This window comes from Variovorax glacialis, from assembly GCF_051216375.1.
Taxonomy (GTDB): Bacteria; Pseudomonadota; Gammaproteobacteria; order Burkholderiales; family Burkholderiaceae_C; genus Variovorax.
This window is the reverse complement of record NZ_JBPJZT010000028.1, coordinates 28,054-40,523: the sequence shown is the minus strand read 5'-3', so window position 1 is coordinate 40,523 and position 12,470 is coordinate 28,054. Positions and strand designations below refer to the sequence as shown.

24 protein-coding genes are annotated in these 12,470 nt (G+C 62.4%); 7 read left to right on the top strand and 17 right to left on the bottom strand.

The window, feature by feature from the left end:
* Positions 1-30 precede the first annotated feature (30 nt).
* From ACSFBL_RS33645 to ACSFBL_RS33565, 17 genes are all read right to left on the bottom strand, one after another.
* Complete coding sequence (locus ACSFBL_RS33645; protein WP_435520158.1) at positions 31-249, bottom strand: hypothetical protein; 219 nt, start codon at positions 247-249, stop codon at positions 31-33.
* The gene (locus tag ACSFBL_RS33640) at positions 246-902 is read right to left on the bottom strand and encodes a GIY-YIG nuclease family protein (RefSeq protein ID WP_435520157.1); all 657 of its coding nucleotides are present in this window, start codon (positions 900-902) and stop codon (positions 246-248) included. Before ACSFBL_RS33640 ends, ACSFBL_RS33645 begins: the two co-directional genes overlap by 4 nt.
* A 28-nt stretch (positions 903-930) precedes the next feature.
* Positions 931-2,262: a DNA cytosine methyltransferase gene (locus ACSFBL_RS33635; RefSeq protein ID WP_435520156.1), complete on the bottom strand. Its 1,332-nt coding sequence runs from the start codon at positions 2,260-2,262 to the stop codon at positions 931-933.
* Positions 2,259-2,687 carry a DUF551 domain-containing protein gene (locus ACSFBL_RS33630; RefSeq protein WP_435520155.1) on the bottom strand — a complete coding sequence of 143 codons (429 nt, stop codon included), beginning with the start codon at positions 2,685-2,687 and terminating at the stop codon, positions 2,259-2,261. The genes ACSFBL_RS33635 and ACSFBL_RS33630 overlap by 4 nt, the downstream gene beginning before the upstream one ends.
* Positions 2,684-2,830, bottom strand: coding sequence for a hypothetical protein (locus tag ACSFBL_RS33625; protein ID WP_435516549.1), 147 nt, complete (start codon positions 2,828-2,830; stop codon positions 2,684-2,686). Before ACSFBL_RS33625 ends, ACSFBL_RS33630 begins: the two co-directional genes overlap by 4 nt.
* A 53-nt stretch (positions 2,831-2,883) precedes the next feature.
* Positions 2,884-3,906: a hypothetical protein gene (locus tag ACSFBL_RS33620; RefSeq protein WP_435520154.1), complete on the bottom strand. Its 1,023-nt coding sequence runs from the start codon at positions 3,904-3,906 to the stop codon at positions 2,884-2,886.
* A gap of 10 nt (positions 3,907-3,916) precedes the next feature.
* On the bottom strand, positions 3,917-4,144 hold the full coding sequence (locus ACSFBL_RS33615) for a hypothetical protein (protein ID WP_435520153.1): 228 nt from the start codon (positions 4,142-4,144) through the stop codon (positions 3,917-3,919).
* Positions 4,145-4,187: 43 nt separating this feature from the next.
* Positions 4,188-4,691, bottom strand: a complete 504-nt coding sequence (locus tag ACSFBL_RS33610) for a siphovirus Gp157 family protein (RefSeq protein WP_435520152.1) — start codon at positions 4,689-4,691, stop codon at positions 4,188-4,190.
* Positions 4,688-5,365 (bottom strand): hypothetical protein, encoded by a 678-nt coding sequence (locus tag ACSFBL_RS33605; protein WP_435520151.1) that lies wholly within the window; start codon positions 5,363-5,365, stop codon positions 4,688-4,690. The genes ACSFBL_RS33610 and ACSFBL_RS33605 overlap by 4 nt, the downstream gene beginning before the upstream one ends.
* Entirely contained in the window at positions 5,362-5,565 is a 204-nt protein-coding gene (locus ACSFBL_RS33600) for a hypothetical protein (RefSeq protein WP_435520150.1), read from the bottom strand. Before ACSFBL_RS33600 ends, ACSFBL_RS33605 begins: the two co-directional genes overlap by 4 nt.
* A 9-nt stretch (positions 5,566-5,574) precedes the next feature.
* Positions 5,575-5,874 carry a hypothetical protein gene (locus ACSFBL_RS33595; protein WP_435520149.1) on the bottom strand — a complete coding sequence of 100 codons (300 nt, stop codon included), beginning with the start codon at positions 5,872-5,874 and terminating at the stop codon, positions 5,575-5,577.
* 397 nt (positions 5,875-6,271) lie between these two features.
* Entirely contained in the window at positions 6,272-6,472 is a 201-nt protein-coding gene (locus ACSFBL_RS33590; protein WP_435520148.1) for a hypothetical protein, read from the bottom strand.
* A complete protein-coding gene (locus ACSFBL_RS33585; RefSeq protein ID WP_435520147.1) occupies positions 6,472-6,675 on the bottom strand; it encodes a hypothetical protein in 204 nt (67 codons plus the stop codon). The genes ACSFBL_RS33590 and ACSFBL_RS33585 overlap by 1 nt, the downstream gene beginning before the upstream one ends.
* 147 nt (positions 6,676-6,822) lie before the next feature.
* Positions 6,823-7,125 carry a hypothetical protein gene (locus ACSFBL_RS33580; protein ID WP_435520146.1) on the bottom strand — a complete coding sequence of 101 codons (303 nt, stop codon included), beginning with the start codon at positions 7,123-7,125 and terminating at the stop codon, positions 6,823-6,825.
* Positions 7,126-7,185: 60 nt separating this feature from the next.
* Positions 7,186-7,683, bottom strand: coding sequence for a pilin (locus ACSFBL_RS33575; protein WP_435520145.1), 498 nt, complete (start codon positions 7,681-7,683; stop codon positions 7,186-7,188).
* 170 nt (positions 7,684-7,853) lie between these two features.
* A complete protein-coding gene (locus ACSFBL_RS33570) occupies positions 7,854-8,057 on the bottom strand; it encodes a helix-turn-helix transcriptional regulator (RefSeq protein ID WP_435520144.1) in 204 nt (67 codons plus the stop codon).
* Positions 8,054-8,764 (bottom strand): S24 family peptidase, encoded by a 711-nt coding sequence (locus ACSFBL_RS33565; RefSeq protein ID WP_435520143.1) that lies wholly within the window; start codon positions 8,762-8,764, stop codon positions 8,054-8,056. The genes ACSFBL_RS33570 and ACSFBL_RS33565 overlap by 4 nt, the downstream gene beginning before the upstream one ends.
* A gap of 100 nt (positions 8,765-8,864) precedes the next feature.
* Here ACSFBL_RS33565 and ACSFBL_RS33560 point away from each other — a divergent pair, with 100 nt between their 5' ends.
* Genes ACSFBL_RS33560 through ACSFBL_RS33530 form a run of 7 tightly spaced genes read left to right on the top strand, consistent with a single transcriptional unit; the run spans position 8,865 to position 12,469 of the window.
* Entirely contained in the window at positions 8,865-9,125 is a 261-nt protein-coding gene (locus tag ACSFBL_RS33560) for a transcriptional regulator (protein WP_435520142.1), read from the top strand.
* Between the two features lie 43 nt (positions 9,126-9,168).
* On the top strand, positions 9,169-9,387 hold the full coding sequence (locus ACSFBL_RS33555; RefSeq protein WP_435520141.1) for a hypothetical protein: 219 nt from the start codon (positions 9,169-9,171) through the stop codon (positions 9,385-9,387).
* Between the two features lie 29 nt (positions 9,388-9,416).
* A complete protein-coding gene (locus tag ACSFBL_RS33550; RefSeq protein ID WP_435520140.1) occupies positions 9,417-9,608 on the top strand; it encodes a hypothetical protein in 192 nt (63 codons plus the stop codon).
* Complete coding sequence (locus ACSFBL_RS33545; RefSeq protein WP_435520139.1) at positions 9,608-9,907, top strand: hypothetical protein; 300 nt, start codon at positions 9,608-9,610, stop codon at positions 9,905-9,907. Before ACSFBL_RS33550 ends, ACSFBL_RS33545 begins: the two co-directional genes overlap by 1 nt.
* Positions 9,904-10,797: a hypothetical protein gene (locus tag ACSFBL_RS33540; protein WP_435520138.1), complete on the top strand. Its 894-nt coding sequence runs from the start codon at positions 9,904-9,906 to the stop codon at positions 10,795-10,797. Before ACSFBL_RS33545 ends, ACSFBL_RS33540 begins: the two co-directional genes overlap by 4 nt.
* Entirely contained in the window at positions 10,794-12,149 is a 1,356-nt protein-coding gene (locus ACSFBL_RS33535; protein WP_435520137.1) for a replicative DNA helicase, read from the top strand. The genes ACSFBL_RS33540 and ACSFBL_RS33535 overlap by 4 nt, the downstream gene beginning before the upstream one ends.
* Positions 12,146-12,469, top strand: coding sequence for a hypothetical protein (locus ACSFBL_RS33530; RefSeq protein WP_435520136.1), 324 nt, complete (start codon positions 12,146-12,148; stop codon positions 12,467-12,469). Before ACSFBL_RS33535 ends, ACSFBL_RS33530 begins: the two co-directional genes overlap by 4 nt.
* Position 12,470: the final 1 nt, after the last annotated feature.

Here is a 12,470-nt window from a genome sequence, read left to right as displayed (position 1 = left end):
GTGCCCCACCACGGAAGCAGTTTCTAGCATTCATGCGGCTCGCAGCCCGATGTGCGGGATTCGTGCGAGTTTCGCCGGCTTACGGTGGATGTACGCCCGCACCTCCGCACGCAGCCAAAGCCGGTTCCGCGGGGTGCTGGTGGGGGCTTCCTGCGGGAACCCCGACAGCTTAACCAGAACGTCGCGCGCGTGGCGCATCGAGCAGTGGTGCATCTGGGCAATCTCGTCTAGGGTCATCAGGTCGTTCATGCTTCGGCCCTCATATGTTCCAAGCCTCTTACGTTGTCTCTCGGAGCGAACGCCTGAATCCAACGGTCTTCCAGCGGCGAAAGCGCGTTCATATCGGGTTCGTGGATCATCTTCACGGCGTCGAACCTTTTCCCGCGGTGTCCGGACATGCGAGCCAGCACGTTTTGCGACTGGCCTACATAGGTGACGACGCCCTCGGAAATCAGGAAGTAGACGCCCGGGAGCGGCTTCGCCTCTGTCGTTGTCAGCATGGACGTCAGCATGGGGATCGCGTTCGGGTTGCGAACCAAGCGCACTTCGGGCGGCCGGCTTTCCGCGGCGATCAACCGGCGCTGCAAGTCTGCGACTCGATTTTCAAGCTCAAGAATCCGCTCTCGATCCTCGCGAAATGGCGCTGCCGGCTTGATGGTGAGTCCGTGCGCCCTTGCGAACGCCCAAACCTGCTTTACCAGGTAGTACCGAGCCATGCTCTTCCCGTTCGTGGATTCCTTGCTCACGCAGCGAAGGCGAGGCTGGATCTCGTTCATCCAAGCTGAGAACGGTCGCCCTTCGACGATGAAGAGCGCGCCCAGCCCGATCCGGCTGCGCCACTCGTTCTTGTGGGGCGCAAGCCAGTCAGGGATTCGTCGTTCAAGAATTGCTGTGTCGCTCATCTCATACTCCGTAGTGCGATGGGGGTGGTCATGCGGCCTCCAGTTCTTTTGGTGCCGTGATCTGCTCCACGGCATTGATGCGCTCGCCGATCCACTTGGCGCACGGAACCGCCCACGAATTGCCAAGAGCCTTGTAGCGCGGGCCATCGGCTGCCATGCGGCGAATCTCGTCGTCCGTCACCGCTTGGCCGGTGCGCAGGTAGTAAGCGCGCATTTCTTCATGCTCTGCCGCGGCGTTTCTTTTGCTGGTAGGGATCGCTGTGTATCCGTCAGGAAATCCTTGAAGGCGCTCGCACTCCATGGGCGTGAGGCGTCGGACTTGCGAGCCTGCGATTGCCTGCGTCTGGTCCTTGACCAGCGTTCCCGCAACTCGAGAATCCGGGTCGTAGCCGAGCGTGGTCTGTGTCCCGCCGCCTTGCCAACTAAAGGCGATGGCCGGCGCATGAGCTCCAGCGGCCAGCGGATGGCACGGATCGCCGGCTTTGGGCTGGCTCCGATTCGCCGCGCTAGTCATCTGCGTAGTATCGAATGGCAGGACTGGCACCAGCGGCGTACCGCGCCCCGTGCCGTCCTCGCTGGCGTCGAAGCCCTCGCCGGTCAGTGCGTGAGCGACGCCAAAGTGACCCCCGTTGATAGGAATCAGCGTCTCCGATTCCGCATCCAGGCGTCCTGCCCCCCCCTTGGCGTTCAGGCACATGCTGACCAGGTTCACGTCATCTTCGCGGCGTCTGCCGGCGTAGCCTCCTTTGCCACTGCTTTCAGCGCCTCGCGTAAGGGTGGCGGCAATTCTTTGCCCCGCTTCGCGGCTCGGCGCAGGATGTCCCGACAGGCTGTGGCGCTCAAGAAGTACCGCTGCGGCAGCTCGCCAGTCTCCAAGACATCCGACAACGAACACGCGGCGGCGTCGCTGTGGAACTCCGAAGTGCTGAGCGTCAAGAACCCGGTAAGCGAACCCATACCCGAGTTGCCCCAGGAGCCCGAGGAAGGAGCCAAAATCCCGTCCTCCGTTTGATGACAGAACTCCGGGGACGTTCTCCCAAACCAGCCACCTGGGCCGATGCTTTGCAGCAATGGCACCGTAGGTAAGCATGAGGTTGCCACGAGGGTCATCCAATCCCTTTCGGAGTCCGGCGACGCTGAAAGATTGGCAGGGGGTTCCTCCGCAAAGAAGGTCAACTGAGTCATCGGGCCAGTCCTCGAACTTGGTCATGTCGCCCCGGTTCGGGACGGTGGGATAGTGGTGGGCGAGCACGGAGCAGGGGAAAGGCTCGATCTCGCTGAACATGGCTGCTTTCCAGCCGAGCGGGTTCCAGGCGACGGATGCGGCCTCAATGCCCGAGCAAACGGAGATGAACCTCACTTCGTCTCCCCCCTGCTACCAGCGTCCCCTGCGGGAGGCTTGGGGAGCGGTCGCCAGTGGGTGATTTCGTAGTCGTCGTCCCATTCAAGGCCGTCAGGATCGGCAAGGTTCCAGCACCATTTCTGCTGCGCCCATGCCCATCCGTCGCCGTCGTTTTGGAAGGCATAGACGCCGATGGTTCGCCCGTTCGTGGCGAGCACTGGAACATCTGGCTCTGGGAAGCGATCACCGCCAACCGTGATCCACGCATCCTCTGCCTCGCTGGCTCGCGCCTGGGCGGAGAGAGCAGCACCGGCTTCCAACTTGCGAACGTACTCAAACAAGCGACGGCGATGACCGCCATAGTCGGCACGCGCGGGCTCTTCCGCGTGGGCGGCAAACTCCATGCTGTTAAGCAGGTAGTCAAACTCTGTTGGTTGGTTCACGCTGCCCCCGATGCTGGAGACTGAGCCTCGACGTTTGGCTCGTCGGTTGGCACCTTGTCAATGAAGTACTGGCGCAGGCCGTCCTGTGCGTTCAGTATGTCCAGCATCTTCTTTGCGCCTTCCTCACTGTAGTGGACGCTCACGGCTCCGCCTCCGCTGCCGTCGCCATAGCGCCAGCAAACTACGTGTGCAACTCTCACGATGCATCCTCCTGCCCTGCTGCCGGGGACTGAGCGGCAAAAGCGACGATGGTCCTGATTCGCGAGAGAGGCGAGCCCGGCATTTCAACCTCGGGCCACTCGTCCACGATGGCGCGAACGTTGCGGATGATGCGCAGGTACTTCGCGGCTCGGCTATCAGGGGCGGCCATGACAGTTCCCGTCGCAACCCCGGTTCCGTTCGGCCCAATCAGAACAGCGGCTTGGCTATCAGGGGCAGCGGCGAGGGCTGCTTCCACCGCTTCGGCGAACTTCAGAATGTCTGAAGGGAGCACGACTTTCCCCACGCCGAACTCGCCTACAGCCTCAAACCAAAGCTTTCCGATTTGTGCTGGAGTAAGTTTTCCCGCGCCATCGGTGCTCGGCGGAGGGGATGAAAGGGCGCGTAGGCGAGCACCCATGGCACGAATGGCCTTTGGCGCGGATTCGATTGCAGCAACGTCTTTCTCCATCCAATCCGGGCACGCCTGATTGAGAGCTCCAACGACTGCAAACCATGCGTCCGACCGAGAGTGAAGCGCCGATTCATCATCGAACGGATCACGCTCGCTCACTGCTGCCGGTGCTGCCTTGGGGGTGGCGTCCTTGATTTCGACTTCAACGCCGAGCGCGTCGGCAAGCAGTTCGACGGCCTGTTGCTTGGTCAACTCGACGCCATGCGCGTCTGGTGCGCGCCAGTACGTTCCCCAGTCGGAGCATTTCTGCTGCAAGCGATCCCTCAGCGGCTCCCCCGTGCCGGCCTGCTGGGCGGAGAGGGCATGCCATGCGGCTTTTACCTTGTCCATGGCCGCAGTGTTGATGCAATGCTCGCCGCGCAGATCGGGATGCGTTACGGAATTGATGTAGACGGTCTTTACCGCATCCGTCAGCAATGCCGTCAGCGCCTCCCCCTGCTGGGTCTGCTCGGAAAGGGCGGCGCAATGGTCTTCGTAGCGGACATACAACCCGTTTGCCTCGGGGTTCATCAGGCCGGTCCGATTGTTGAATCGCTGAATGTTCATGTCTGCTTTCCTATTCCTGATGGGTGGCGACAGGCTCGGTTTCCTCGAATTGCGGCAGGTCGCTGTCGAGGACTTCGCTCCAGACGATTCCAGGGGCGTCCACCTTCTCGAACTGATGCCATGTGCGGCGGTCGCCCGGGTATCGCCGGACGCCCATGTACGCCAGTCGCTCAGGTTGGTCGCGCCAGTTGTATTTGCCGCCGATGCGCAAAACGACCGACCTATCGTGTTCGTTCATCACAAATTTCCTTTACTTCTGTTCTCCACCCATTTGGTGGGGGTCAAGAGATGGCGAGGCGTTGGCCCTGAGTCAGCTTTGCACCAGGCACGTCCTTGCCAGCCTTGAGCGCGGCGCCGATGGCCTTGCGGTCCGGCGCGGGCGGCGGCGTCTCGGGCTGAGTCATGTACTCAAGCGGCAAGAGGTCGGGCTCGTACAGATCGACGCTCGGCGGGTTGTTTTGGATCGCGAGCCGGAAGTACGGGCATTCGATCTTGGTGACGCCCGCAAGCTGCATCGCGGAGAACACGTAGCGGCGCAGGCCGTCAGCGCGGGTTTCCAGTGCCTTCCGGCGCGCAGCCATCTTGGCTTCCGCTTCTTTGATCGCGGCGGCTGTGGCCTCGAGATTGCGAGCGAAGAAGATGACGTTCTGCGCCTTTTCCTCCAGCTCGCCGCTCATGCCTTCCAGGGTGTCGGCCAGCGTCTCTTCGTCGAGATCGAGGTTTGCCAGCTTCTCGACATCGGCGCGATAGGCCGCGGAGATTTCGTAGAGGGTGGGGGTGTTCATGCTGGCTCCGATTCGGTCTTGGGGGTTTCGGGTTGCTTCTTCGCGGCGGCAACCTTCTCGTTGGCATGCTTCTTCACGAGTTCGATCGCCTCGAGGTCGTTCTCGCGAGTGGCGACGGCGGTCGCGGCGGCGATGACCTGGCGCAGCGCGCCGGAGTTGGTCGCGCCGTCGATGTTGGCGAACACGCCCTTGAGCCAGTCTTCGCGCGCTTCCTTGCGGGCCGCTGCGAGTTCCTCCTCGGTCGGTGCATGGAGGTCGCCCTTGTGCCAAAGCTCCAGCGCTACGCCGAAGCGCATGGCGGCATTGCGGAGGGCGTCGCCGATGCGCTCTTTCATGGCGTCGCCGCCAGTCTTGCCCTGTGCGTCGCCGTAGCCGAGGCGGGTGATGCCGCCGACGGTCAGCTTGATCCACAAGCCGCCATTGCTGTCGACCGTGGGCAGGCCCTGCTCGTTGAGCGACAGCGGCTCCCACGACCAAGCGGGGTCGGCGTCAAGCAGGCGGTGGGTGATCGCCGCGTGACCGACATAGTCCAAGTGCGCGGCGGGCAGCCCGTGCCAGCCGCCGCACTCGTCGCACTGGCCTTTCGCGGAATCCTTCTTGAACGGCTTCGGCAGCTTCCCGATCTGGTTGGCCGGGAACGGGGAGCGTAGGAGCTTCGATACTTCTTCAGTCATGCGGTCTCCGGCGCTTCCTCGATTGCACTGGCCGGCTCTTGGACGTCGACCGACAGAAGCTCGGGCGCGAAACCGCTGACGGTGACTTCGCCGCCGCCAATCAGTTCAAAAACAACGAGGTGAGAAACGAAGTCTCTGAAGACGGTCGGGACAACCCGGATCGACTTGACGCCGTGGATGTTGGTGGTGGTGTGTGCCATGTCGGCCTTTCAGGGGTGGATGAAGTAGCGGACCAGCGAGACGACGCTGATCAGCGCAAGGGGAAGCAGGACGACGCAGGTGGCGACGAACCCGGCAGCGGGTTGGCGCGGTGGCGCGGGCTTGCGCAGCTCGCGCAGTTCGGCGCGCAGCCTTTCGAGGTCGTGCTGCTGATAGGCGGCGGTCCTCGGGTTGGCTCGGCACAACTCCTCGATCTCGTGGAGTTGCGAGGAGACAATGCCGATGCGCTGGGCGCGGCTGTTGTTCTCCAGGCAGAGGAAGCGGCTGTCCGCGAAGTCGGCGACGTTCATAGCCAGTCCCCAACGAGAGCGGCAAACGCAGCGATTCCGAACACGCAGGACAGCGCCACCCAGACCAGTGCGCTCGCAATGTCTTGAAGAAGGAGGATCAGTTCGTCGGGCATCACTTGCCTTTCGGTTGCGGAAGTTGCTGTTCGGCCCTGACCCTTGCGAAAGTCGCCCTGATGTCGGTCTTGACGGCCGGCACGTACTGGGAGCGGCTGTCCAGAAGACCGCCGATTGGCTTTGGCGCCGGCACTGCCAGGCGAAATGTGAGTTGTTGCTTGTTCATGTGGTCACCAGATGGCAGGGATGCCGTCGAAGAAAAACCAGCGGTCGAGACACCAAACCAAGCCGGCAGAGATGGCGATGGCGAGGAGGCCCGCCTGAATCGCTTCGAAGGCGGCTTTCATCGCGCACCCCCGTTCAGTTCCTGCCGCAGAGCGCGGGCCGATGCTTGCGCGTCGTAGGCCGGCGAGTTCTTCGCTGCGTTGTGGGCGCGGTCGTAGGCCAGCAGTTGCGCTTCGGTGAGCGGATACAACTCGCGGGCCGCCTTGAAGTCGGCAAGCTCGTTGCCTTGCGCGAGGATGAGGATGTCCAGCGTGTTCATCAAAGGATCTCCCACTCAGCCGGGGGAAGGCCGGTCGGCTTGATGACCAGCTCGCCGCGAACGTTGATGCGGGCAGCGGGGAACGTCGGGACGGGCGCATCGAGTTCAGTGACTTCGACGCCTGCGAGGAACTCTTCGCGCATCTCCGCTTCTTCGTGCGGGAGGAACGCCGGGGTGCGGCGAATGCTGCTGACCTTGTTCACTTCCATCTCCTGCGCCGAACCACTCAGCGCTTGGACGAAGTATAGAATTTCTAGAATGGCAATGTCAAGATATTCGGGACTAATATTTTTGGAGGCGAAAAAAAGCCCGCGCGCGGCGGGCTGCTCCTACTCTTATGGAAAGGTCCGTTACTTTTTGGCTACAAAGTAGGCAGACATCAGCATGTCGTCGCACTTTTCGCGCCTCAGATCGGCGGCGCATAGCCTGGTGTACGTGGCTTCCATCTCCATGGCGGTCTTGGCGGCGCGCCTGACGTCCTGGGCTGGCGACTCTGCGCAGGAGGGTAGATCCTCGAAGCCCGCCGCAGCGCAGGCCCGCTCAGCCGCGACAGCGGCGCGCGCAAGCTGGGCCGCGCCGAAGTCGGCAACGGCCTTTGGCTTGTCGCCACACCCCACAAGCGCGAGGGCGGCAATGATGAGCAGGGTTCGCATGGGCGTGATCCTAAAACGAAAAAGCCGCCCGAAGGCGGCCTGTGTGGGACAGCGTGAAGATTAGCGGCAGTTCGACGGGGCGAACTTGGCTTCCAGCGAACCGGCGACTGCGGGGGCGGCTGCACCGAGCGCGCCGCAAGCCCACGAGATCGAACCATCCGGGGGAGCGTAGCCGGCCGTAACCGAGGTCGGCAAAGCAACGGGGGTGCTGACCGGTCCGGTGTACGGGCGCAGGATCAGGGTGCCGCCAGCTTGGACAGGGGCTGCATAAGTGATCGTGATCTGGCCGTTCGCATCGTCAATCGCAACCGAGGTCACGTTCGCGGTTGCGGTGGGGGCGGTCCAGCCAGCGCTGTACAGCTTGCCGTTGGCGGCGTTCTCGGCGATCGTCGTCTTGGCGGCCGATGCCAGAGCCAGACCTTCAGTGACCTTGGCGCGCTTCACGTAGTCTTGGTAGGCCGGCAGGGCGACGGCAGCCAGGATGCCGATGATCGCCACGACGATCATCAACTCGATCAGGGTGAAGCCCTTCTGGGCGGAGCGGATTGCACGGTTCATAGAAACTCCAGTTTGGTGAAGCCGGGAAAGCCCCGGACGGGTGATGTAACGCAGCCAGCGTGCCAGCCGCGCGAGCGGAACTAAAGTGCGCAATGTTTCACGGACGCCACACAATCTGTGACAAACCGTGTTGCCCGGGTGACGTGAATGGACGGGGGTGACAGGAATTGTCACTTCGACGCCTCTCCGACCAGGTACGCCACGGTCACGCCGTAGTGCGCGGCCAGCTTGCGCAGGTCGGACAGGTTAGGGTCTTGGTCGCCAGCCTCCCAGCGCAAGATAGTGCGGGAGGCGACATCGAGCACCGCAGCGAGTTGCTTCTGGCTCTCGCCATGAAACTCGCGCAGTTCCCGAAGCCTGGGAATGTTGGTCACATCGGCTGCCATTGGCTTGGAGGGATGACCGCCGCAATCGCGTGGATGCTCTCCACCTCTTCGGTCGGGATCGTCTGTCGAACCTGGCCGTTCACTTCCATGACAGCGATCGAGTCCGCGCGCTGAAACAGCAGCTCTCGGACCATCTTCTGCCCATCGCGTAGCGTCACCGCCACATACTCACCCACAGCCGGCGTCGAGTTTGGCGACACAACAACATACCAGCCGTCACGAATTGCGGGGGCCATCTGGTCACCGCGGACACGGAGCGCATGCGCCGTGCGATCAGGGGTTTGCAAGACGACAAACCCATCCATTCCACCCATTGCCTCTATCTCCTCGTATGTGCCGTCGGCCCGCAAGCGCGCGGTTCCAGTCACAGGCACCCGACGAATGTAGGACAACGCCCCACCGGGCTCCACCTGAGCTACGACTGACTGAGTCAAGCTTCCGATCTGTGTGCCCTTTGTCACGGAATGCTCAGGCACGTGAGTAAACACTAAGTTCGCGTCGTTGCTTTTAAGGCCATCAGGGAGCGGCGCGTGCAGAGCATCGGCAATCCGTGCTAGTTGCTTGATGCTCGGACTGTGCCGGCCATGCTCCCACGCTGACCAATTCCCCTTGGTCACATCCACCAGGGCGCCCGCGTTTTCTTGCGTGAGGCCCGCGCGCTGCCTCGATTCCTTGAGCCACTTTGGTATGTCCATGGCTAGATTATCTAAACATAGGCTCAGTTGGTCGTGTTGAATTTGTTGACTCCGAAGTGCAGAAGTTATAGACTTGCGCAAACCCTGAGGACCGCAAGTCATGAACACACCGGAAAAGCACCCACTTTCCCTAGCCGCAGACATCGTCGGCACCCAGCAACGACTGTGCGACCTGATCGGCGTCAAGAAGGGCGCCCTCAGTCAATGGAAGCTGCCAGGACGCAACGTCCCGGCTGACAAGTGTGGGCCCATCGAGCGCGCTACGGGCGGCCGAGTGGACTGCGAAACCCTCCGCCCCGACATCGACTGGGGCATCTACCGCACCCCAAAGTCCGCGCGCCGCATCCGCAGGGCCGCCTGACGCCTTACCGCCTGCCCATCCAACAGAGGAAACCGAGAGACACATGACGACCGCACGCAACATGCCGCAGGGCAAGAAGACCGAGGCCATCACCCTTCGCCTCTCCGAGCGCGACGAGCAGCGCCTGAAGCTCATCGCCAGCTCGGCGGGCATTCCTACTGCGATCTGGGTCCGGGTTGCTGTGTTGAAGGCCATTGCTGAATCTTCGCTTGACGAGGCCTCCTTTGACAACCTTAGTTCTAGCGACTTTGCGGCGCTTTGAGCATCTCAAAGAAACGCTCAGGCACATTGATGACATCGCCCTTCAACTGGCGCTCGCTGCCCAGCCAAACAGTCAAGGCCCTGCAGCCCCACAAGGGCAACAAGAAGCCTGGCGCACCCATCACCCTCAACGGCTCGAATCCGCACGGTGGCGCGTACTCAAAGGCCATCCCGAGCGATGAGCAGGTCCGCGGTATGGACTCAACCTTCGGAGGTCTGTGATGGAACTCGCAATCGAGATGTACGACCTGCCGCGCGCACGTCGCACCGACCCCGATACATCGCACCAGGCCGCAGCACGCGCCGAGAAATTCGCCAAGTCGCATGCCGGCCGCATCCTCGGCGACCTCAAGCGCGTCGGCACCGGCACCGCTGCGTCCATCTCCGCAAACACCGGCTTGACCGTCGTTCAGATCGATCGCCGGCTGCACGAGATGGAGAAGGAAGGTTTGATCCGCCTTGTGATGGTATGTGGCGTCGTGCTTGAGATCGGCGGCTACCGCTGCTGGGAGCCTGTGTGAGCCGCTATCGCAAGATCGAAGTGCGCACATGGTCGGACGAGAAGTTCCGCAACCTGTCGCCCCTCCCGGCCTCTGGACAAGGGCTTTGGTTCTTCCTGCTGACCGGGCCTCACACCGGGCCGATCCCAGGCTTGTTCCGCGCTGGCCGGGCAGCCATGGCCGAGGAGCTCGGATGGGAAATGGAAGCCTTCGATGAAGCCTTCGTCGAAGTCTCTACGCAAGGCATGGCAAAAGCCGACTTCAAAGCCAAGCTCGTATGGCTCCCCAATGCCCTCCGTCACAACAAGCCGGAGTCGCCGAACGTGGTCCGTTCATGGCGCGTTGAGCTCGATCTTCTGCCCGAATGTGCACTCAAGCGCGAGGCCATCTCATCGATGCGTGAGTGCCTGGAAGAGGCTGGAGAGTCCTATGTAGCAGCGTTCGACGAGCTCTTCGTTTCGAAGGACTCCGCAGGTTCTGCGAAGGCTTCCGCAAAGCCTTCCGCGAAGGCTATGCCTAATCAGGAACAGGAACAGGAACAGGATAAGAACTCTGTCGCCAAGGGCGACCTGCCGACATGCAAGGCACAGGCAATGGTCGACCTGTACCACGAGGTTCTTCCTGAACTGCCGGCTGTTCGGTTGATGAGCGAGGCCCGCAAGAAGGCGCTGTCCAAGTTCTGGCGTTGGGTGCTGACCTCTGCCAAGTCTGACGGCGCCCGCCGCGCCACGACCGCCGACGAGGCGCTTGTCTGGCTGCGCGAGTACTTCGACCGTGCCCGCGACAACGACTTCCTGATGGGCCGCACCGGCCGCGTCGGCGAGCACGCCAACTGGCAATGCGACCTGGACTTCCTGCTGACCGAAAAGGGCATGAAGCACGTCATCGAGAAAACAAGGGAAACCGCGTGAACCACGACCTGAACGCCATCGACGCCATTGCTGCGGTCGATGCCGAGAACAGCCTGATCGGCGCTCTGCTGCTGGACAACGGCGCATGGGATCGCATCGGCGCGCTCATGAAGGCCGAGTACTTCTACGGCGATCAGAACCGGATGATCTTTGCGGAGCTCTCCGCGCAACTGAACGCCGGCAAGCGTGCCGACGTGGTGACCGTGTCGATTGCGCTGGGCGACCGTTGCACCATGGCTGAGGTTCACGCGCTGGCGCAATATGTGCCGAGCTCGGCGAACATCCGCCGCTATGCCGATCTGGTAATTGAGCGGTTCAAGAGTCGGCAACTGCTGGCGGTGAGCTCCGAGATTTCCGAGCTCGCCACCGCGCATACCGTCAGCATCTCCGATCGCGTCGATCGCGCCCAAAGCCAACTTGCAAAGCTGATCGAGGATGCGCCTCGGGACGAGTGGCTTGGCGCGCATGAGGCGATGGTCCTTCACACGCAGGTACTCGAGGACCGCGCCGCAGGGAACCTCCGCGTGATGGGGACCGGCCTATCGGATCTGGACGAATACCTTGAAGGCGGCCTGCGTCCCGGTGAGCTCGTCATCGTCGGCGCCCGGCCAAGCATGGGCAAGACGGCCCTCGGCCTGTCCATCGGCGTCCACATGGCCGCGAAGTACGGAATTGGCTTGCTGTCGATGGAGATGTCGCACAGTGAGGTGAACGACCGCCTGACGGCCATGCTCGGCTCGGTCAGCCTGTCGTCTGTGAAGCGCCCAAGCAAGGGAGGCGGTCTGCAGTGGGATCGTGTCATTGAGGGCGTCGACCGCGCCAAGACCCTGAACCTGCATACCAGCGACCAAGGCGGCTTGAACATCAACCAGGTCCGCTCCAAGGCGCGCAACCTAAAGCGCCTCCACGGGCTTGACGTGCTGATCGTGGACTACATCGGCCTGATGAGCGGGCTTGATTCGAAGGCGAACCGCAATACGCAGCTCGAGGAGATCAGCCGCGGCCTGAAGGGGTTGGCGAAAGAGCTCGGGATCTGCGTGCTGTGTCTGGCGCAGTTGAACCGCAAGAGCGAAGAGCGCCCCGACCAGATGCCCATGATGAGCGATCTCCGTGATTCCGGGGCGATCGAGCAAGACGCCGACTTGATCATCTTCATCAAGCGCCCGATCATGGCGAACCCCGAACTCGGCGACGAGTGGAAGCACTACGCCAAGTTGAGCGTCGCCAAGAACCGCCAAGGCCGCTGCGGCTACCTCAACCTGAGCTACATCGGAGATCAGACCAAGTTCAGTGGTTGGGCCGGCGAGCCTCCGCGCAAGCAGGCGACGGCGCACCGCGGGGGTGGACTGTGAGCCTCGACTTCTGGCCCGGCACCAACATTCGCCGCTCGACGCACAACGGTTTCACGATGGGCCTGTCTGCCGATCGCTCGGACATCGCCGACCTGCTGAGGAGCCGTCCGGAGGATGCGCGGGAATACCCCGGGCGCCCCGGCGTGCCAATGCCCGTCGATCAACTGACCAAGGACGGCGAGTTCGTCCACCACTTCTCGTCGATCACTGCAGGCGCCATGGCGACAGGCGCGACCGACGCAAACATCGCCCGCGTAGCGCGCGGCATCCGTAAGACCGCTGGCGGCTTCCGCTGGCGCTATGCAACCCCGTCGAACTGAA